Source organism: Oceaniglobus trochenteri (genome assembly GCF_020529025.1).
Lineage (GTDB): Bacteria > Pseudomonadota > Alphaproteobacteria > Rhodobacterales > Rhodobacteraceae > Oceaniglobus > Oceaniglobus trochenteri.
This window is the reverse complement of sequence record NZ_JACNMM010000004.1, coordinates 80,984-99,657: the sequence shown is the minus strand read 5'-3', so window position 1 is coordinate 99,657 and position 18,674 is coordinate 80,984. Positions and strand designations below refer to the sequence as shown.

19 protein-coding genes are annotated in these 18,674 nt (G+C 64.4%); 4 read left to right on the top strand and 15 right to left on the bottom strand.

Annotated elements, in window-relative coordinates; translation table 11 throughout:
• Positions 1 to 43: 43 nt before the first annotated feature.
• From H7828_RS07845 to H7828_RS07805, 9 genes are all read right to left on the bottom strand, one after another.
• Positions 44 to 406: a VOC family protein gene (locus H7828_RS07845; RefSeq protein WP_226780466.1), complete on the bottom strand. Its 363-nt coding sequence runs from the start codon at positions 404 to 406 to the stop codon at positions 44 to 46.
• Positions 407 to 429: 23 nt separating this feature from the next.
• Complete coding sequence (locus H7828_RS07840; protein ID WP_226780465.1) at positions 430 to 1,176, bottom strand: ABC transporter ATP-binding protein; 747 nt, start codon at positions 1,174 to 1,176, stop codon at positions 430 to 432.
• Positions 1,173 to 2,027, bottom strand: coding sequence for an ABC transporter ATP-binding protein (locus H7828_RS07835; protein WP_226780464.1), 855 nt, complete (start codon positions 2,025 to 2,027; stop codon positions 1,173 to 1,175). Before H7828_RS07835 ends, H7828_RS07840 begins: the two co-directional genes overlap by 4 nt.
• Positions 2,024 to 2,935, bottom strand: a complete 912-nt coding sequence (locus tag H7828_RS07830; RefSeq protein ID WP_226780463.1) for an ABC transporter permease — start codon at positions 2,933 to 2,935, stop codon at positions 2,024 to 2,026. The genes H7828_RS07835 and H7828_RS07830 overlap by 4 nt, the downstream gene beginning before the upstream one ends.
• Before the next feature lie 9 nt (positions 2,936 to 2,944).
• Positions 2,945 to 4,003, bottom strand: coding sequence for an ABC transporter permease (locus H7828_RS07825; protein WP_226780462.1), 1,059 nt, complete (start codon positions 4,001 to 4,003; stop codon positions 2,945 to 2,947).
• Positions 4,004 to 5,602: an ABC transporter substrate-binding protein gene (locus H7828_RS07820; protein ID WP_226780461.1), complete on the bottom strand. Its 1,599-nt coding sequence runs from the start codon at positions 5,600 to 5,602 to the stop codon at positions 4,004 to 4,006.
• A 44-nt stretch (positions 5,603 to 5,646) separates the two neighbouring features.
• Positions 5,647 to 6,708, bottom strand: coding sequence for a dipeptidase (locus tag H7828_RS07815; protein ID WP_226780460.1), 1,062 nt, complete (start codon positions 6,706 to 6,708; stop codon positions 5,647 to 5,649).
• A gap of 63 nt (positions 6,709 to 6,771) precedes the next feature.
• Positions 6,772 to 7,734, bottom strand: coding sequence for a hypothetical protein (locus H7828_RS07810; protein WP_226780459.1), 963 nt, complete (start codon positions 7,732 to 7,734; stop codon positions 6,772 to 6,774).
• The gene (locus H7828_RS07805) at positions 7,709 to 8,959 is read right to left on the bottom strand and encodes an NAD(P)/FAD-dependent oxidoreductase (RefSeq protein ID WP_226780458.1); all 1,251 of its coding nucleotides are present in this window, start codon (positions 8,957 to 8,959) and stop codon (positions 7,709 to 7,711) included. The genes H7828_RS07810 and H7828_RS07805 overlap by 26 nt, the downstream gene beginning before the upstream one ends.
• 112 nt (positions 8,960 to 9,071) lie before the next feature.
• Between H7828_RS07805 and H7828_RS07800 the strand changes: the two genes are divergently transcribed.
• Entirely contained in the window at positions 9,072 to 9,782 is a 711-nt protein-coding gene (locus tag H7828_RS07800) for an aspartate/glutamate racemase family protein (RefSeq protein WP_226780457.1), read from the top strand.
• Here the strand turns inward: H7828_RS07800 and gghA are convergent.
• Positions 9,739 to 12,132 (bottom strand): glucosylglycerol hydrolase, encoded by a 2,394-nt coding sequence (gene gghA, locus H7828_RS07795; RefSeq protein WP_226780456.1) that lies wholly within the window; start codon positions 12,130 to 12,132, stop codon positions 9,739 to 9,741. The two genes, H7828_RS07800 and gghA, sit on opposite strands and share 44 nt — an antisense overlap.
• 65 nt (positions 12,133 to 12,197) lie before the next feature.
• Positions 12,198 to 12,773, bottom strand: coding sequence for a hypothetical protein (locus H7828_RS07790; protein ID WP_226780455.1), 576 nt, complete (start codon positions 12,771 to 12,773; stop codon positions 12,198 to 12,200).
• Positions 12,774 to 12,890: 117 nt separating this feature from the next.
• Between H7828_RS07790 and H7828_RS07785 the strand changes: the two genes are divergently transcribed.
• Positions 12,891 to 13,928, top strand: coding sequence for a hypothetical protein (locus H7828_RS07785; RefSeq protein WP_226780454.1), 1,038 nt, complete (start codon positions 12,891 to 12,893; stop codon positions 13,926 to 13,928).
• On the opposite strand, the gene H7828_RS07780 is transcribed toward H7828_RS07785, so the two are convergent.
• The 4 genes from H7828_RS07780 to H7828_RS07765 form a co-directional block, all read right to left on the bottom strand.
• Positions 13,925 to 14,323, bottom strand: coding sequence for a DUF2177 family protein (locus tag H7828_RS07780; protein ID WP_226780453.1), 399 nt, complete (start codon positions 14,321 to 14,323; stop codon positions 13,925 to 13,927). The genes H7828_RS07785 and H7828_RS07780 overlap by 4 nt on opposite strands.
• Before the next feature lie 70 nt (positions 14,324 to 14,393).
• The gene (locus tag H7828_RS07775) at positions 14,394 to 14,729 is read right to left on the bottom strand and encodes an arsenate reductase family protein (RefSeq protein ID WP_226780452.1); all 336 of its coding nucleotides are present in this window, start codon (positions 14,727 to 14,729) and stop codon (positions 14,394 to 14,396) included.
• Positions 14,730 to 14,771: 42 nt separating this feature from the next.
• Entirely contained in the window at positions 14,772 to 15,272 is a 501-nt protein-coding gene (locus tag H7828_RS07770; RefSeq protein WP_226780451.1) for a dihydrofolate reductase, read from the bottom strand.
• The gene (locus tag H7828_RS07765; RefSeq protein ID WP_281070712.1) at positions 15,272 to 16,051 is read right to left on the bottom strand and encodes a thymidylate synthase; all 780 of its coding nucleotides are present in this window, start codon (positions 16,049 to 16,051) and stop codon (positions 15,272 to 15,274) included. Before H7828_RS07765 ends, H7828_RS07770 begins: the two co-directional genes overlap by 1 nt.
• A gap of 242 nt (positions 16,052 to 16,293) precedes the next feature.
• Here H7828_RS07765 and H7828_RS07760 point away from each other — a divergent pair, with 242 nt between their 5' ends.
• Both H7828_RS07760 and H7828_RS07755 read left to right on the top strand, forming a co-directional pair.
• Complete coding sequence (locus H7828_RS07760) at positions 16,294 to 17,274, top strand: hypothetical protein (protein WP_226780450.1); 981 nt, start codon at positions 16,294 to 16,296, stop codon at positions 17,272 to 17,274.
• A complete protein-coding gene (locus H7828_RS07755; protein WP_226780449.1) occupies positions 17,252 to 18,643 on the top strand; it encodes a surface lipoprotein assembly modifier in 1,392 nt (463 codons plus the stop codon). Before H7828_RS07760 ends, H7828_RS07755 begins: the two co-directional genes overlap by 23 nt.
• Positions 18,644 to 18,674: the final 31 nt, after the last annotated feature.

Here is an 18,674-nt window from a genome sequence, read left to right as displayed (position 1 = left end):
GTTGCCCGCGAACCCTAGCCGGGCCGCATGCAAAGGAAAAGTGTCAGTCGGCCCGTTCCAGAAGCTCGATCCGGTTGCCGAAGGGATCGGTGATGTAGATGCGGTTGAAGCCGGGGTAATCGCCATCGGCCTCGTAGGTGACGCCCGCCGCATCCAGCCTGTCGCGCACCACCGAAAGCGAGGCGACAAGAAAGCCGGGGTGCGCCTTCACCGCCGGGGCAAATGGCGTTTCCACCCCCAGATGAACCCGCACCGACCCGGATTCGAACCAGCACCCGCCCCGTTTGGCCAGGGCCTCGGGCTTGGGCTGTTCGGCCATCCGCAGGACACCGCCGTAAAACGCCCGCGCGTCGGCCTCTCCTCCCTTGGGCATGGCCAGTTGCACATGGTGCAGACCCATCAGCATCTCTGTCTCCTCCGTCGCCGGGGTCAGGCCCCGACCGAATTGCGCAGCAGCTCCTGCGAATAGGGATGTTCGGCCCGTCTTGCGCGCAGGCTGTCCACATCCATCACTTCGACGATACGGCTGTCCTTCATCACGGCCAGCCGCCCGCACATATGCCCCACCACCGCAAGGTCATGGGACACCATCACATAGGTCAGGCCATGTTCGGCCCGCAGATCGGTCAGCAGGTTCAGGATTTCGGCCTGCACCGAAACATCCAAGGCCGAGGTGGGTTCATCCAGCAAGAGAATTCTGGGCTCGGCCGCCAATGCGCGGGCAATCGCCACCCTTTGCCGTTGCCCGCCAGACAGTTGGTGGGGATAGCGGAAGCGGAACTTCTGCCCCAGCCCCACATCGTCCAGCAGCTTGACCACCCGCGCGTCGATGTCGCGGAAGCCGTGCAGGTGCAGCGTTTCGCCCAGCACCCCGTCGACCGAATGGCGCGGATGAAGCGATGCATATGGGTCCTGGAACACCATCTGCACCGTCTTGTAGAAGGATTTGACGCGCCCCTGGGTCAGTTCCTGACCATCCACCGTGATCTTTCCGTCCCAGGTGGGCGCCAGGCCGGTGATCGCCTTGAGGATGGTGGATTTTCCCGACCCGGATTCCCCGACAAGGCCAAAACTCTCGCCCTTGTCGACCGCGAAACTGGCGCCCTGCACCGCGTTTACCCTGTCATGGCCCCGGCCAAACCAGACGTTCAGGTTTTCGACGGACAACATGCTCATGCGCGGCCACTCACACTTGGGGCGTCCGACCAGGCGGGATCGCGTTTCAGCACGTCCAGCTTGCCGCGGGGCTGATCCAGCCGCGGCAGCGAATTGAGAAGCCCGCGGGTATAGGGATGCGTCGCCTGGTGCAGCTTGTCGGCATCGCAAACCTCGACCACCCGGCCCGCATACATGATCAGGACACGGTCACAGAAATCGGCAACTAGGTTCAGATCGTGGGAAATGAAGATCAGGCCCATCCCCCGCGAGGTGACAAGATCGTCCATGATCGACAGCACCTGGCGCTGAACCGAAACGTCCAGGGCGCTGGTGGGTTCGTCCGCGATCAGGATCTGCGGACCGGGAATAAGCATCATGGCGATCATGATCCGCTGGCCCATGCCGCCCGACATCTCGTGCGGATAGGCCCGCATCACCCGTTCGGGATCGCGGATCGAAACCGATTCCAGCGCGGCAATCGAAGCCTGCCGCGCGTTCGAGCGGCCCGACTTGTGCGCCAGACGATAAGCCTCGACCAGTTGATCGCCGATGGTCATCACCGGGTTGAGCGAGAATTTCGGGTCCTGCATCACCATCGAGATCTGCTGGCCCCGCACCCCGCGCATCTCCTTTTCGGAAATCTGCATCAGGTCGCGCCCCTCCAGCGCGATATGATCGGCCTCGACGATGCCGGGGGGCCGGATCAGGCGCAGGATCGCCCGCCCGGTCATGGATTTTCCGCTGCCGGATTCGCCAACGATGCCCAGACGCTCCTTGCCCAGGGTGAAGGACACGCCGCGCACCGCATCGAAGACGCCTTGCCGGGTGGGAAACTTCACCCAGAGGTTTTCAACATCAAGCAGGGTCATTGGCCACTGTCCTTCGGGTCAAGCACATCGCGCAACCCGTCGCCCAGCAGGTTGAAGGCCAGCGAGACGGTGAAGATCGCAAGGCCCGGCATGGTTGCCACCCACCAGTGATCCAGGATGAACCGCCGCCCCTCGGAGATCATCGCGCCCCATTCCGGGCTGGGCGGCTGCGCGCCAAGGCCCAAAAAGCCAAGGCCGGCGGCGGCAAGGATGATGCCCGCCATGTCCAGCGTGACCCGCACGATCAGCGAGGAAATGCACAGCGGCCAGATATGCTTGGTGATGATGCGAAGCGGCCCGGCGCCCTGCAACTTGATCGCGCTGATGAAATCGGAACTGCGGATGGTCAGGGTTTCGGCCCGGGCGATCCGGGCATAGGGCGGCCAGGCGGTAAGCGAGATGGCCAGCACCGCGTTTTCGATCCCCGCGCCCAGGGCGGCGACAAAGGCCAGCGCCAGAACAAGGCGCGGGAAGGCCAGGAAAATGTCGGTGATCCGCATGAGAACGGCATCGGTCCAGCCGCCGACATAGCCCGCGATGGTTCCGATCAGCAGCCCGGCAATGGGCGCGATCAGGGCCACAAGCGCCACGATGTAAAGCGTGATCCGCGAGCCATAGATCAACCGGCTGAGCGTATCGCGCCCCAGGCTGTCGGTGCCGAGGATGTGACCCTCGGTGCCCAGGGGTTTCAGGCGGTTGGCCAGATCCTGGTCGAAGGGGCTGTAGGGGGCCAGAAGCGGCGCGAACAGCGCCACCAGCCCCAGCAGCACCAGGATGCCAAGGCCCACCATGGCCATGGAATTGCCCCGAAACGACAGCCACCCCTTGTAGAAGGCGGCCATGCGGGCATGACGCCGCGAGGTGGGCGTATCGCTCAGCAGCCATTGGCGCAGGGTCTGATCGCTCATGTAAACACCTTATTTTGCACGGGGATCAAAGACCTTGTACAGAAGGTCGGAGAAGATGTTCAGCAGGATGAACACAAGGCCGACAACCACCGTACCGCCCAGAACCGCGTTCATGTCGGCGGCCAGAAGGGCCGTGGTGATATAGCTGCCGATGCCGGGCCAGGAGAAGATGATCTCGGTCAGGACCGACCCTTCCAGAAGGCCGGCATAGGACAGCGCGATCACCGTGATCAGCTGCACGCGGATGTTGCGGAAGGCGTGGCGCCAGACGACATCCCATTCGCTCATCCCCTTGACCCGGGCGGTGGTGACATACTCGGCGCTCAGCTGTTCCAGCATGAAACTGCGGGTCATCCGGCTGATGTAGGCCAGCGAGTAATAGCCCAGAAGCGAGGCGGGCAGGATCAGGTGGGAAAAGGCGTTGCGGAACACGGCCCAGTCCCCCGCCAGCGCGGAATCGACCAGGATCATGCCGGTCACCTGCGGGACGATGTCGACATAGAAGATATCCAACCGCCCAGGCCCGCCGACCCAGCCCAGAATGCCGTAAAAGATCAACAATCCGATGAGACCAAGCCAGAAAATCGGCATGGAATATCCGACAAGTGCAACAACCCGCGCCACCTGGTCCACCCATGAACCGCGCTTGACGGCGGCGACGACGCCCAGCGGCACGCCAAGGACAACGCCCATGATGACGCCAAGGGTGGCCAGTTCCAGGGTGGCGGGAAAGACGCGCAGGATGTCTTCGGCCACGGGCCGGGCGTTCAGTGTCGAGATGCCGAAATCGCCGCGCAGCACGTCGCCGAGATAATAGAGAAACTGGACGATTAGCGGCTTGTCCAGCCCAAGCTGTTCGTAGACCGCATCATAGGTCGATTGCGAGGCCCGTTCGCCCACGATGGCAAGGACCGGATCAATGGGCATCACCCGCCCGATGACGAAGGTGACGAACAGCAGACCCAGCATGGTGACAGCGACCGACGCCAGCGTACGCAGGGAGCCGAGCGCAAAGGCGGCGAAAGGCGCGCCGATGCGCCTTTCGCCTGTGTTATCGCTCAGGGCCACTTACTTGGTGACCTGCCAGTAGGACGCGGCGGTGATCGCCTGCCCCGTCGAGAAGTCGGTGACGTTCTCACGCTGGGCCGACTGTTCGATCTGCTGGAACATGATGACAAAGGGCGAGATTTCGCGGAACTCGGCCTGGATGTCGCGGTACATCTGGGCGCGTTTCTCGGTATCGCCCTCCACCACGGCGGCTTCGGTCTTTGCGGTCAGGCCGCCCGTATCCCAGGCCGTGCGCCAGGCCAGAAGCCCGGTCGCGCCCGCCTCGTCCGAGTTGTCGGGGTTATAGGCAAAGGTGCCGGCGTTGGTCTGCGGATCGGGGTAATCCGGGCCCCAGGCGCCGATATACATGTCCAGTTCCCGCGCACGGTAACGCGCCAGGATCTGCGCCGCGGTGCCCAGGGTGATGTTCATCTTGATACCCACCTGCGACAGCTGGTTCTGCATCGACTGGGCAATCTCGATCCGCTCCTGCGCCTCGCGCACGCCGACCTCGAACTCGAACCCCTCGGGCACGCCCGCCTCTTCCAGAAGCGCCTTGGCCTTCTCGATATCCAGCGAGAAGGGGTTTTCCTTGACCGAGCCAAGATAGGTCTGGGGCAGGAAGTTCTGGTGGATCGTGTACTGACCGTTCAGGAAGCTGTCGCGCATGCCTTCGTAATCGACCAGGTACTTGAAGGCCTGCTTGACCTTTGGCTTGGAAAGAACCGGATGCTTGCCGTTCAGCGCGGCATACATCAGGCGGCCCTTCAGCTCTTCCTCGATCTTCACGCCGTCAACGCCGGTGATGCCGGCGATGTCTTCGGGGTTGAGGTTGCGGGCGATGTCGATGTCGCCACGCTCAAGCAGCAGGCGCTGCGAGGCGGATTCCTGCACGTGGCGCACGATCACCCGCTCCATCGCCGGGGCGCCCAGGTAGAAATCGGGGTTCGACGTCATGGTGACGGATTCGTTGGGCTTCCAGCTTTGCACCTTGTAGGCGCCCGAACCGGCGCTGTTGGTTGCCAGCCAGGTGTTGCCCATGTCGCCGTCCTGCTCGTGCGCCATGACTTCCTTCATGTCGACGATCGACCCGATGGTCGCGGTCAGGCAGTTCAGAACGAAGGAGGTGGCATAGGGCTTGTCGGTCTTGATGGTCAGGGTGTTGCCATCGGCGACGATGGTTTCCTCGACATTCTCGGGGGTAAAGCCGAACTGCGACAGGATGAAGGCGGGCGTCTTGTTCAGGATGACCGCGCGGCGCAGCGAAAATTCGGCGTCCTTCGCCGTTACCGGGTTGCCCGAATGGAAGGTGACGCCGTCGCGCATGGTGAAGGTGATGGTCTTCTTGTCTTCCGACACTTCCCAGCTTTCGGCCAGATCGGGCTGATACCCGGCCTCAAGATCAAGAGGATCGAAGTTCACCAGCTTGCCATAGACGTTACGGATCACGTCGGCACCGGCGAATTCAAAGCTCTGCGCCGGATCCAGGGTCGTGATGTCGTCGATCCGGTTGGCGATGACCAGCATGTTGGCGGGCGTTTCGGCAAATGCGGCGCCGCCGGTCACGGCCACGGCAAGGCCGATGGCGGCCCCGGATAGAAGTCTGCTGAAAGCGGTCATGTGGTTTGGTCCTCTCTGTTGTTGTGTCGTGGCGCGTCGGGCGTTTATTCGCCCCAGGTTTTTTCCAGTACGCGCAGCCAGTTTTCATGGCACAGCTTGGCGATCAGCGGCGCGTCGTATCCATGCGCTGCCATCGCCTCCCGAAGGTTGGGCAAATCGGCCACCGTGTCCAGTCCTTTCGGCACTGTCGCCCCGTCGTAGTCCGACCCCAGCCCGACGCGGTCTTCGCCCATCCGTTCGATCATGTGGTCAAGATGACGCATCATCTGGCTCAGCGGAACGTCGCTTTGCATCTTGCCGTCCTCGCGCAGGAAGGCGACGGCGAAGTTCAGCCCCACCATGCCATCGCTGTCGCGGATCGCGTCCAGCTGGCGGTCGGTCAGGTTGCGGGCGTGGGGCGAATGGGCGTGGGCATTGGAATGGGTCGCAACCAGCGGCGCATCCGACAGCTTTGCCACCTCCCAGAACCCGGCCTCGTTCAGGTGGCTGAGATCGACCATCACCCGCAATTCGTTGCAACGACGCACCAGCCGCTTGCCCGCATCGGTCAGCCCCGTGCCGATGTCGCCGGTGCTGGGAAAGCGGAAGGGCACACCGTTGCCGAAGATCGTCGGGCGGCTCCAGACCGGGCCAAGCGACCGCAGCCCCGCCTGATAAAGCACATCCAGCGTGTGCAGGTCTTCCGAGATGCCCTCGGCCCCTTCGATGTGGAAGATCGCCGCAAGCTGCCCGGCCTTCAGCGCGGCGCGGATGTCGGCGGCGCTGCGGCAGACCCGGAGCGTGCCCTGCGCCTCAAGCGCAAAGAGGATCGCCGCCTGGTGCATGACCACCGGCAGGGCCTCGCCCGCCGGGATCGCATCGGGCAGCGGCAGGTCGTACTGCGATTTCGTCATCTCGATGAACTTGTGTTCCAGATCCACCGGCGAGGGCACGTAGACCGCGAAGAAGCCACCGCCAAAGCCACCGGCGCGGGCCTTGGGCAGGTCAAGTGCCGCATCGTAACCCTTTGTGAACTGATCGGCATTCGCCAGGCCGCCGTTCTTGAACAGCTTCAGCAAGGCGTCGTTGTGGCCATCGAAGATGGCGGGTTCGGTTGGTTTGGGCATGGTCTCTCTTTCGGTCTTTGCGGGCGAGGCTACAGGATCGGCGCCTCAGGACCAGCCCAAATCTTACCCCGTGGCCGGGTTTTGCCGCCCCCCCTGCCCATAGACCCACCCCATCACCAGGGGGGTCAGGAACATCGGAATCTGATAGCAGCCGATGAAGACCATGATCGGCGCCGTCACCTCGGGCGGCAGCGCCACGAGGAACAGCGCGATGTTGCGATTGCCCGAAATCAGCGCGACCGGCACCGCGACACCCGCCCCCCGCTGCCGCATGATCCGGTGGACAAGGATCTGCGCGCCGAAATTCACCACCAGAACCGTGGCCATCCAATAGGCCGCGACCCAGGGGTCACCACGCAGCGCACCGCCCACCGCGGGCATCAGGCCGACCACGAAAACCGCCAGAACCAGCGCCGAAACACCATCCAGCCGGGCCAGCGCCACCGCCCCCGGCGCGCGCCAGGCAAAGCGGCGCAGCGCGAAACCGGCCCCCGCCGCAAGGGCGATCACGGCCAGAAGGCGCAGCGCGGCGATCAGAACCTCGGACACCGCGCCAAGCTGGGGCAGGAACCAGAAGACCGGGATCACCGTCACCGGCAACAGCGCTGTGCCCAGGATCAGCAGCCGCATGGCCAGTTCGGGCGGCGCCCCCAGCATCAGGCACATGTTGGGCGACCCGACGATCGAGGGCGCGGCACACATGATGGCAAGCGCGATCGCCGTGGGCGTATCGGCCAGGCCCAGCGCCCTTGCGCCCGCGATCACCAGAAGCGGCAGCGCCAGTTGCACTGCCAGGACAACGCCGACGGTCAGTGGCAGCGCCCTGAGCGCCCCGGCAAAGACGCCGGTGCCGATGCGCAGCGCCGCCAGGAACAGCAGCAGCGCCACCATCTGCGGCACGAAGGGGCGCAGGACGGCGGCAAGGCCGGGCAGCAATACCCCCGCCACCAATCCGCCCACCAGCACCCAGCGCCCGTGACGGGCGGCAAAGATCAGCGGGTCAGCGGGCAAATCGCGCCGGGGCATAGGGTGTCATGTCGACATTCGGCCTGTGCCCGCCGATCACCTGCGCCAGAAGCCGCCCGGTCTTTGGCCCGCCGGTCAGCCCCACGTGGTGATGGCCAAACCCAAGGTAGGCGCCGGTGGTGCCGGGCACCTCGCCGATCAGCGGTATCGAATCGCTGGGGGCCGGGCGATGGCCCATCCATTCGACCGCGCGCTGCCAGGTCAGCCCTGGCATCGCCTTTTTCGCATGGCGCAGCAGCAAATCGAAAGGCGGGCGCGATGCTGGCGCCTCAAGCCCGCCAAATTCAACCACCCCAGCCAGGCGGATCCGCCCCTGCATGGGCGTGGCGACGAATTTGCCCGAGGCGATCATGACCGGCGCGCGTGGCATGACGCTCGGCTCCCACAGCTCGATGTGATAGCCGCGTTCGGATTCCAGCGGCACGTCGATCCCCAGCTTGCCCGCCAGCGCCTTGCTCCAGACGCCGGTGGCGATGACGGCCGCGTCGCAGGCGATGGTTTCGCCCCCCGCCCGCAGGCCCGTCACCCGGCCCCCTTCGCGCACCAGGTCGGAAACGTCGGCCATCACCAGTTTCGCCCCCTGCGCCACGGCATGGGCCGCCAGATCCTTCACGTAACGGCCCGGGTCGGCAATGCGGCCATGGTTGCCCATCTTCACGGCAAAGCCCAGTTCGTCGGCGAACATCGGATCATAGGCCCTGAGCGCGGCCCCCTCCAGTTCATCCCACTCAAACCCGTGGGCGCGGCGGATGTCCCAGCCGAAGGCATCGCCCTGAAACTGTGCGCGGTCCTTGTAGATATACAGGTAATCCGACGGCACGATCCAGTGTTCCGCCCCGGTTCCGGCGGCCAGCGCCTGGTGATCGGCCAGGCTGTCGCCCACGATGGGCGCCATGGCGGCGGCGATGCGCCGGGTGTCCTGGGCATTGGCGTGGCGCAGGTATTTCACCAGCCAGGGCGCAAGTTTCGCCAGGTAGGACCAGCGCAGGAACAGCGGCTGTTCGCTGTCCAGCAACATGCCCGGCGCACGCCGCAGCAGCCCCGGCCCCGTCACCGGCACCATGGCACAGGAGGCGAGAACTCCGCCGTTGCCGTGGCTTGTCCCCTCGCCCGGGCCGGCCCTGTCGATCAGCGTGACACGATGACCGGCCCGCAACAGCCAGATCGCGGTTGAAACGCCGACGATGCCGGCGCCGATGATTGCAACGTGTTTGCCCTGGTCCATACTGCCCCCGCTTTTGCGCCACAGTGGCGAAGGCAGCGCGGATTTCCAAGGGCATTCTGCACCTTGGCAGCGCCCCTGCCCGGGCCTAGGTTGCGCCGAAAAAGGGGGCGACATGGCGCGTGGTGGCAAGGCGATAACGGGTGCGGCGGTGGGGCTGTTGATGCTGGACACGCGGTTTCCGCGCATCCCCGGCGACGTGGGCAACATGACCACCTTTCCCTTTCCGCTCCACGCCCGCGTGGTGCGCGATGCCACCCCGTCGCGGGTGGTGCGCAACCGGGCCGAGGGGCTGTTGCCCGCCTTCGTCGAGGCCGGGCGCACCCTTGTCGCCGACGGGGTCGATGGCGTGGTGGCCAACTGCGGTTTCCTGGCGCTCTATCAACGGGAACTGGCCGAAGGTATCGGGGTGCCGGTGCTGTCGTCCTCGCTGATGCAGGTGGCCATGGTGAACGCGCTGCTGGCGCCCGGACGGCGCGTCGGGGTGCTGACGGTTTCCGCGCGCGCGTTGGGTGCCGACACCCTGCGCGCCGCCGGTGTGCCCGAAAGCACGCCCATCGGCAGCACCGAGGGCGGGCGCGAATTCAGCCGCGTGATGCTGAACGACGAACCCGAGATGGATGTGCAGGCGGCGCGGGATGACAACATCGCCGCCGCCTGCGCGCTTCAGGCCGCCCATCCCGACCTGGGCGCGCTGGTGCTGGAATGCACCAACATGGCGCCCTATGGCGCCGATATCGCCAGCGCGACCGGATTGCCCGTCTTTAGCATGGTCAACCTCATCACCTGGTTTCAGGGCGGGCTTGTGCCGCGCCGGTTCGGGTAAAGATCAGGCCCATGGAATCCTGCAAGGCAATCGGCCCGCCGTCATAATCGGGGTCGATCCCGGGGGTGCGCAGCGCCAGTTCCCAGCCACCCCCCGAAAGGCCCGGAATATCGCTTTGCAGCGGATCAAGCTCTTCGGTCGGCTTGCCCTCCATATGCAGGAGCGCGAAGACCTGTTCGCCGTCCGGCCCGTGACGCAGAGACCGGAACAGGGTGCGCCCCTCGATCGGCATGCGGTAATCGAAGTGGTCCTTCGGGCCGAAATTGTCGCGCAGCCAGGGCCTTGCGCGGCGGAAATTCCGCAAGGCAAGGGTAAAACCCGTCTGCTCGGGCACCAGGGTCGAGAAATGGTGGGCGACGTTGCAATATTCGTGCATGTCGTCCATCCAGGCCCGCGCGATTTCCTTCAGCGCCGGCACCGTCAGCGGATGTGGTCCGGCCAGCGGCGGCTCGGCCGAGTTCAGAAGGCTGGCGATCTGGTTCAGGTCATACTCCGTCACCTCGACCAGGGCGGGCAGGAACTCGAAGAATCGCGCCAGTTGATCGCGCGTCTCAAAGCCCAGGTCCTTCAGCCGCCGGAAATTGCTGCCGATGGAATAGGCGTATTCGTCGACCTGCCATTTCAGGCTGATCGCCTCTTCCGCCACCACCTTGACCCCGTACTTGTCATCCTGGTTGCGGATGAACCCCCAGCTGGCGCGCGCCGTGGCGTTCAGGAAATCCATCGGCACCCCGGGCAGGACACCATAGGTCAGGGCATGGACGGCGGGGTTGTCATAGGCCTTTTCCAGGATATCCATGTGGGTGCTGCCGAGGCGGGTGTTGATGTTCATCTTCAACGACACCTGGGTGCCGCGGCGCAGGGTATCGTGGTTCGAGGTGCCGGAGATCCAGTTCGCGCCCACTTCCAGCATTTCGCGCAGTCGCCAGTATTTGCTCAGCCAATAGGTGTAGAGGAAGGGCGTGTTGTGGGCAAAGGTCAGCGGCCCCCACTGGAACACGTCATCGTCCTTCTGGCTTTCGGTCACGCTGCGGTAGGTGCTGGACAGCTCCCAATCCTCGTCCGGCCAGGGGCGGCCATCCTCGAAGATGAACCAGGGCCGATAGGTGGTGCCGGCCACCGTCTGTTCGATGTCGGCCATCTGTTGAAGATAGTCGTCGTCATGCTCCATGCACTGGGTCGCGATGTTCCAGTTCTTGAAGTCCTGCGCCCCGTCCACGCGCACGCCATCGGCCCCGAAATCGACCTTGCGCCGCTGCATTTCCAGCAGGATCGCGCGCACGGCCGGATTCTGGTAATCAAGGTTCTGGCCATACATGTTCGGACCCGCAAAGAAACGCGGGTTCAGCGCCGAAAGGCCCTGGTTGTCGGAATGGCCGAAGACCACATCAAGGATCAGTTTCTTCGGCTTGCTGGCGAAATTGTGCAGCACGCTGGCAAAATCCACCAGTTCGTCGGGCCGCCCGGATTCCAGCAGAACGGGGTTCACCGTGCCCATCCCCGAAATCACGATGTCATAGCCCCAGTTGGTGGTATCGGGGCGGGTCAGCAGAACGTCGCAATCGCCTTCGCCCAGAGTATCCTGCCAGAACGAGGGGCCGTTTTCGTACACCGTGGTCGGTTCCACTGGCAGAAGCTGCACCGCGTCGTAACCGACGAACAGTTCGTCCGATGGTTCAAGCGGGAGGCCCTCGGCCACGCGGTCGGACAGGCGCTGATAATAGCGTGTCAGGCTGGCCAGGGTGCCGCCGGCGGTCGCCGTTGGCACATGGATCTGCAGGATGTTCACCGGCGGGCCGAACTTGTGGGGCGCATCGCCCTTCAGCGCGGCGAAATAGGCGCTGTCGCCCCGCCCCGCCTGCATCGCCGCCACATCATAAAGTTCGGCAGGCGCGAAGGCCCCGAAGGGCAGCGACATCGCCAGCGGATCAAGGATGCGGTGCCAGTTGTCCTCGCCGTCGCGCCAGACGAGGGCATAGAAATCGCCCACCAGATCGCGCCGCCCCGCGATCGCCCCGCGCACGGCGGCAAAGGTGCGGGTTTCATGGCGCACCGTCGGCACAAGCACCCGTTCAAACCGAACCTCGCGATGGCCCAGCGTGAGGTCGAGCGGGGCCGTCGGTGCCATCAGTTCGAGGAACACATCGCCCTCGGGCACGCGATGATCCAGAAGCTCGGGCGTCCAGAAGCTGAACCGCGCCACATCGCCCTCAAGCGTTGCGCCCATGGTGCGGGAAATCGCCAGTTCGGCCGCAAAGATCGTGTCGCTGTGGGTGTAGAGATCACCACAGGCGCGGGCCAGCGCCTGTGCGGTCTCGGGGTCCGGGGTGATGCGGGCGGCAAGGCTCATGCGGGAAACTCCTGATCTTTGAAGGCCAAGCTAGAGGCTGCACCCCAAGTGTCCACCCCCCCGGCTCAGGGCATGAGGATGGCGTTTCGTTCGAAACGTGCCGTATCGGTCGACAGGTCATCGAAGAGCAGCTGAACGCCGACCGATTGCACCGACCCTTTGGGAAAGGCAAGATAGGGCAATGTCGTTTCCGCCGTAATCGCGTTCGGCTGGGCGGTATCAAGGTGGCAGGGTTCGGCCTCAAGAACCTGGGGCGCGCCATCGTTGATGCTGTATTCGATCTGGTGCAGCCCGCACCGCCACGACAGAAGCTGCGTGAAGTAAAGCAGATCCTGCCCTTCGTAGTCGCGCAGCGCCACCCAGTTCGCCCGCGTCGCCTCAAGTATTATCCGCACCTCGGCTGCGGTGGTGAACTTGCCGGTGGGCGTCTGGTCTTCGGCGTCGAACGCGGGGGTGGGCGGCAGAAGGGCTGCTGGCGGTTCGCTGTCCTCAACCTCGGGCAAGGGGGCGAACCTGGGTGGCGGCAACACATCGGCCACCGGCGGCCTGACCATGTCGCGCGGGGCGGGCGGTGCCCCGCCACCGGGAAGGGCGACGGCCATCGCGGCGCCCAGGGCAATCAGAATCAATATCAAATCCATTTCAATCTCCGAAAATCGGGCCGAAGGACGGGCCACCTTGCACAACAACGGTCTTTCCGCCCGGGAACAGACAGGTATACTTGGCCCGATCCGAGGCATCCGAGCGAGGCCGCCGCAATGGCAGAAATTCCCAACGCCGCCGCGCCTGCCCCCACTAAGCCCGGGTCAGACGGGCGTTTCAACATTTTCATCGTCGTGCAATCGGGGCGCCTGGCCTACGAGGCGGCGCTTTTCGCGGCCTCACTGCGCCACACCAACCCGGATTTCGCCGGTCGCCTGATCCTGGGCGAACCGCAACCGGGGCCGCTGTGGAAGAACGACCCCCGCCTTCTTGACCGCGATATGCGCGACCTGCTGACGGGCGAATTCGGCGCCGAGATCCTGCCATTTGAATCCCGCCACTTCGGCGAAACCTATCCCCAGGGCAACAAGATCGAGGGGCTGTTTTGCCTGCCCGAGGGCGAGCCTTTCGTCTTCTTCGACACCGACACCCTGATCACCGGGCCGCTGTCCGACGTTCCCTTCGATTTCAACCGCCCCACGGCGTCACTGCGCCGCGAGGGCACCTGGCCCGAACCGCAGCTTTATCAGGCCGGCTACACCGCGATCTGGAAATCGCTCTACGATCGGTTCGGGCTGGATTTCGACACGTCGCTGGACCGCTCGCAACCCGACGAATACTGGCGCCGCTATCTTTACTTCAACGCCGGGTGGTTCTTTCACGCCTGCCCGCGCCAGTTCGGAGAACGCTTCTTGCGCTATGCCCTGTCGGTGCGCGACGATCCCCCCGACATGCTGGCGGCGCAAACCCTTGACCCCTGGCTTGACCAGGTGGTGCTGCCGCTGGTGATCCATTCCTTCGGCGGCGGGCGCGACACGCTGCCCGAAGGCATGCTGGACGGCACCCACAGCTGCCATTACCGGATGCTGCCCCTGCTCTACGCACGCGAGGACGATCACGTCGTCGATCTTCTGGAAACCGTGGCCGCCCCCAACAAGTTGAAGAAGCTGTTGAAGGGCCATGTGCCGATCCTGCGCATGGTTTATCAGAACCGCGGGCAGAAGGCGCGGGCCATGTTCGACCGCGCCAACCTTCCCAGGAAGGAACGCCAGATCCGCAACCAGTTGCGCCGCGCCAACCTGTGGATGCGTTAGCCGAAGGCGCGCGCCACCATCACCCCGGCCCAAAGGCTGGTGCCGGTCAGGACGGTTCCCCAAAGGCCGTCGACGATCACCTGCTCCAGCGACCAATCACGCATCACCGCGTAGCTGGTGAATTCATAGGTGCCATAGGCCAGCGCCCCCAGGATCGCGCCGTTCACCAGCGCCTGGGTCGGCACGCCGTCGCGCAGGGCGGGCAGCGACACCAGCCAGACCGCGCCCGCCACGTAGAACAGATAGAAGACCACCGCAGCCCCCAACCGGGGAGACTCCAGGATCGCATCGCCCAGGTGCTTTTCAAACAGCGGCTTCATGAACATCCGCAGCATGACGGCATCTGCCGCCAGGAAGACGGCGGCGGTGGCGATATAGGCGATGATGATCTGCATGGCGGCACTCCGTCGGTGGGTTACACGGGGTATACGCGCCAACCCGCCGATCGGTTTTGCGCCGTGGCGATTATTTCAGCAGGGCCGCCTGAACGCCCGTGTCCCAGCCCAGGTAATACCGGTCTTCGGTTTCGATGACCGGGCGCTTCATCAGCGTGGGGTGCTGGGCCAGTTGCTCTTCCGGGTCCGAGGCCTTCATCCAGTCCGACAGCCCGCGATAGGTGGTCGAGGACCGGTTGATCAGCTTTTCGCCGAATTGCAGCAGCAGGGCATCCCATTTCGACGGGGAAAGCGGATCGGCCCGCACATCGTGAAAGGTCACGTCGTGGCCGGCTTCTTCCAGGGCCTTGATCGCTTTCTTGCAGGTGTCGCAGGTGGGGATGCCGTAAAGGGTAAGTGTGGTCATATCAGGCCATGAAAATGTATCTACGGCGCGGATAGTGACGCATTATTCCGGGCCTGTCACCTGTGCTTTGCGCAGATATTCATGCACCACGCAGGCCGGGTTTTCATCGCGCAGGGGGGTGGCGCCGACATGGTGCCAGGTGTCGGGGGCGAGGGGCGGAAAAAACGTGTCGGCCCCCGGCACATCGACCGCCACTTCGGTGATCAGCAGGCGGTCGGCACTCTTCAGCATCTCGTCATAGATCCCCGCCCCGCCGATGCCATAGACCCTGCGGTATCCGGCCCCCAGCGCATGGGAAATGGCCGATCCGACATCGCGGCAGATCACAGGGGCATCCTCGACCGACTGCGAGCTGACCACGATGTTAAGGCGGTTTTTCAGCGGGCGCACCGGCAGGCTTTCCCAGGTCTTGCGCCCCATGATGATGGCGCCGCCCAGGGTTTCGCGCTGGAAGAACGCCAGGTCTTCGGGCGCACGCCAGGGGATCGTGCCGTCCTTGCCGATTGCGCCGTCGCGCGCCCGGGCCACCACCAGCGACAGCATCAGACCGCCACCGGGGCGCGGATGGCCGGGTCGGGATCGTACCCGGTGATGCGGAAATCGTCGTAGGTGAAATCGAAGATCGAATCGACCTTGCGGGCGATCTCAAGCTTCGGGAGGGGCTTGGGGGTGCGCGCCAGCTGTGTCTTCACCTGCTCCATGTGGTTGGAATAGATATGCGCATCGCCCAGCGTGTGAACGAAATCGCCCGGTTCATAGCCGGTCACATGGGCCAGCATGTGCAGAAGAAGCGCATAGGAGGCGATGTTGAACGGCACACCCAGGAACATGTCGGCCGAGCGTTGGTAAAGTTGCAAGTGCAACCGCCCGTTCAGAACCCGCACCTGCCACATGGCATGGCAGGGCGGCAGCGCCATGTCGGGCAGATCGGCGGGGTTCCAGGCCGAAACCATGAGGCGGCGACTGTCGGGGGTGGTACGGATCGACTCGACCAGCGCTGCAATCTGATCGACGCCGCCGAAATCGCGCCACTGCTTGCCATAGATGGGGCCCAGATCGCCGGTATCGTCCGCCCATTCATCCCAGATGGAAACGCCGTTGTCGCGCAGATAGCCCACATTGGTATCCCCCGACAGGAACCACAGCAATTCGTGGATGATGGAGCGAAGATGAAGCTTCTTCGTCGTCACCAACGGAAATCCGTCGGCCATGGAAAACCGCATCTGCATTCCGAAATACGACAGGGTGCCGGTGCCGGTGCGGTCATCGCTGGGCTGACCCTGCGCCAGGATATGCCTCAGTGCATCGTGATATTGCTGCATTCCGCTCTCCATCCGACTCGGCGCGTCGGCCAGCGGGGCTATACCGGCGCTGGCCGCAATTGACAACCGCGCGTCCCGTCCGGCGGCCACCCTGCGATGGCCACACAATCCAAGACGCGCAGCGCCTTGGTGCGCAAATTCCACACCTCCCGCCTTTTCCCCGCCCCCACTCCGATTGCCTTGACTTGCGCCGCCAAACTCCTGACTCTCGGGAAAAATCCGAAATCGGGCAGGCAGTAGCAATGATCAAGAAATACCTGGCGGTCGGCGCTCTGACCGGCCTGGCCGCGTGCAGCGGCGGCGAATTCCTCTTCCCCGACGGAGAGGACGAGGAAACCCCCGTCGCCACGACCACCTATTCCAACGAGGTGAACAAGGTCGAATACGACTCGGAGAACGATGAGTTGGTCATCAACAACCTGCCCTTCGACGGGCCGGATGGCGTTTACGAACGCGTTCAGGACCGTACCGAGGTGAACGGTTTCGGCGTCTATACCAGCCTTCAAACCGAGGAAACTGGGCAACGCCGGTACTATGCCGTCTTCCGGCGCACCGAGAATGGCGCCGTCTCGGCCGTCAGCTCCAGCAGCTATCGCAATTTCGGCTTCGGCGGCACGTCGATCGCGCGGACCAACGACCTGACCACCATGCCCACCGAAGGCGAATACGTCTATTCCGGCCTCTACGGCGGCGTGCGCACATTCAGTGACCGCAGCGGGCTGGAACTGGTCAAGGGCGATGTCCTGCTTGAGGTCGACATTGCCGACTTTGATGAAACCGGCGCCGTCGAGGGCCGCGTGAACAACCGCGTCGCCTATGATGTCGGCGGTGTGCCGCTGCGCCCGATGCCCAACATCATCTTCACCACCACCTCGATCGCCGCCGATACCGGCGTGATCGAGGAAGGCACCGCCTCGACCATCGTCGAGGGGGCAACCCGCGACACGGGCACCTACCAGGGCCTTTTCGTGGGCAAGGACGGCGAAGAGATCGTCGGCACGGTCAGCCTGACCGGGACATTCCACGCCTATCGCATCATCGAAACCGTGGATGTGACCGACGACGAAGGCAATGTGACCCAGGAAGAACGCGCCCTGCCCTATACCGAGCTTCTGGCGATTCGTGCCGCCGGCGATCAGGAGCGGCTGGACCGGATCGAGATTTCCGAAACCTCCGAGGGGTATCAGGCGCGTGAGCTTGGTGTCTTTACCACTGCGGATTGATCGGATCAGCCGGCTGCTTGGCGCCACGGCCCTCGTGCTTTGGGCCGGGCCGTTGGCGGGCGTCGCGCAGACGGGCGATTCGATCCGCCTGTCGATCCCGGAATCGCGCCGGGTGGCCGCCACCCTCCTGAACGACGGCGAAAGCGCCGCCGCGCGCGACCTTGCGCAGATCCTGCTGCAACGCGACCCGAAGGATTTTGCCGCGCTGGTGATCCTGGCCCAGGCCGAACTGCGCATGGCCCGCCTGAAACCCGCCGTCGCGGCGGGGCGGCGGGCCTTTTCGGCCGCCCGGACCGATGGCGAGAAATACCTGGCCGCCGATGTGACGGCCGGCGCCCTGAACCAGATGGGCGCGCGGACCCGGGCACAGATTTGGCTGCGCCGCGCCGCGCAATATGCCCCCGACAAGGCAACGGCCCGGCGGGTCGCCAGCGACTACCGCCATGTGCGCGCCGCCAATCCGCTGTCGTTCCGGTTCAATTTCGGGGTCCGGCCGTCATCGAACATCAACAACGGATCGCAGCACGATACCGAACGTTTCGGCTCGCTCTCGCGTGTGCTTGAGGGCAGCGAGAAGGCGCTTTCGGGGCTCGAATATTCGCTTGAGGGCGCGTTGCAATACCGCATTGACGAAGGCAAAAGGCACAAGAGCTGGCTGTCGCTCGGCGCGGATGCGCAGATCTATTCCCTGTCGCAATCGGCAAAGGAAATGGCGCCCGAGGCCCGCGCCAGCGATTACAATTACCGCGAGGTCACGCTGGGCTTTGGCCACACCCGGGCCGCGCCCGACGGCAAGGCGCTCACCACTTTCACCTTCGATCTTGAACACAGCTGGACCGGCGACACCGCCCGCAGCCGCAGCGCGCAGGCCGCCGTCAGCCGCCGTTTCGCGTTGAACGACACCACCCAGGCGCAACTGCGCGGGGCGGTCGAAAAGAACTGGCGCCTGGACCGGCGCATCGACGATTCCATGGTCTATTCCGTCTCCGGCGCCCTTTCCTTTGCGCTGCGCGGCGGCAACCTGCTCAGCGCGCAGGTCGGGGTGGCGCGGTCCGACTCCGACAGCTATCGCACCGCTTATGACAGCGCCCATGTCAGCGTCAGCCTTGACATGGGCAAGCCGGTGCTGGGCGCCGATGTCAGCCTCTGGGCCAGCCTGCAACAGCGCGACTATGACCTGCCCTATGTCATCTTCGCCCCGCGCGAGGATACCCGCGCCAGCCTTGGCGCCACGCTGTTCTTCCGCGATCTCGATGCCTATGGCTTTGCGCCTACCCTCGATGTCGGATTTTCGCGCAACCGTTCGAACGTGGATGCTTATGACGGGCGGTCGCTGACCGTTGGCCTTGGGCTGAAATCGACCTTCTGATCGCCCTTTCCCTCGGGCGACGTCATGCTAG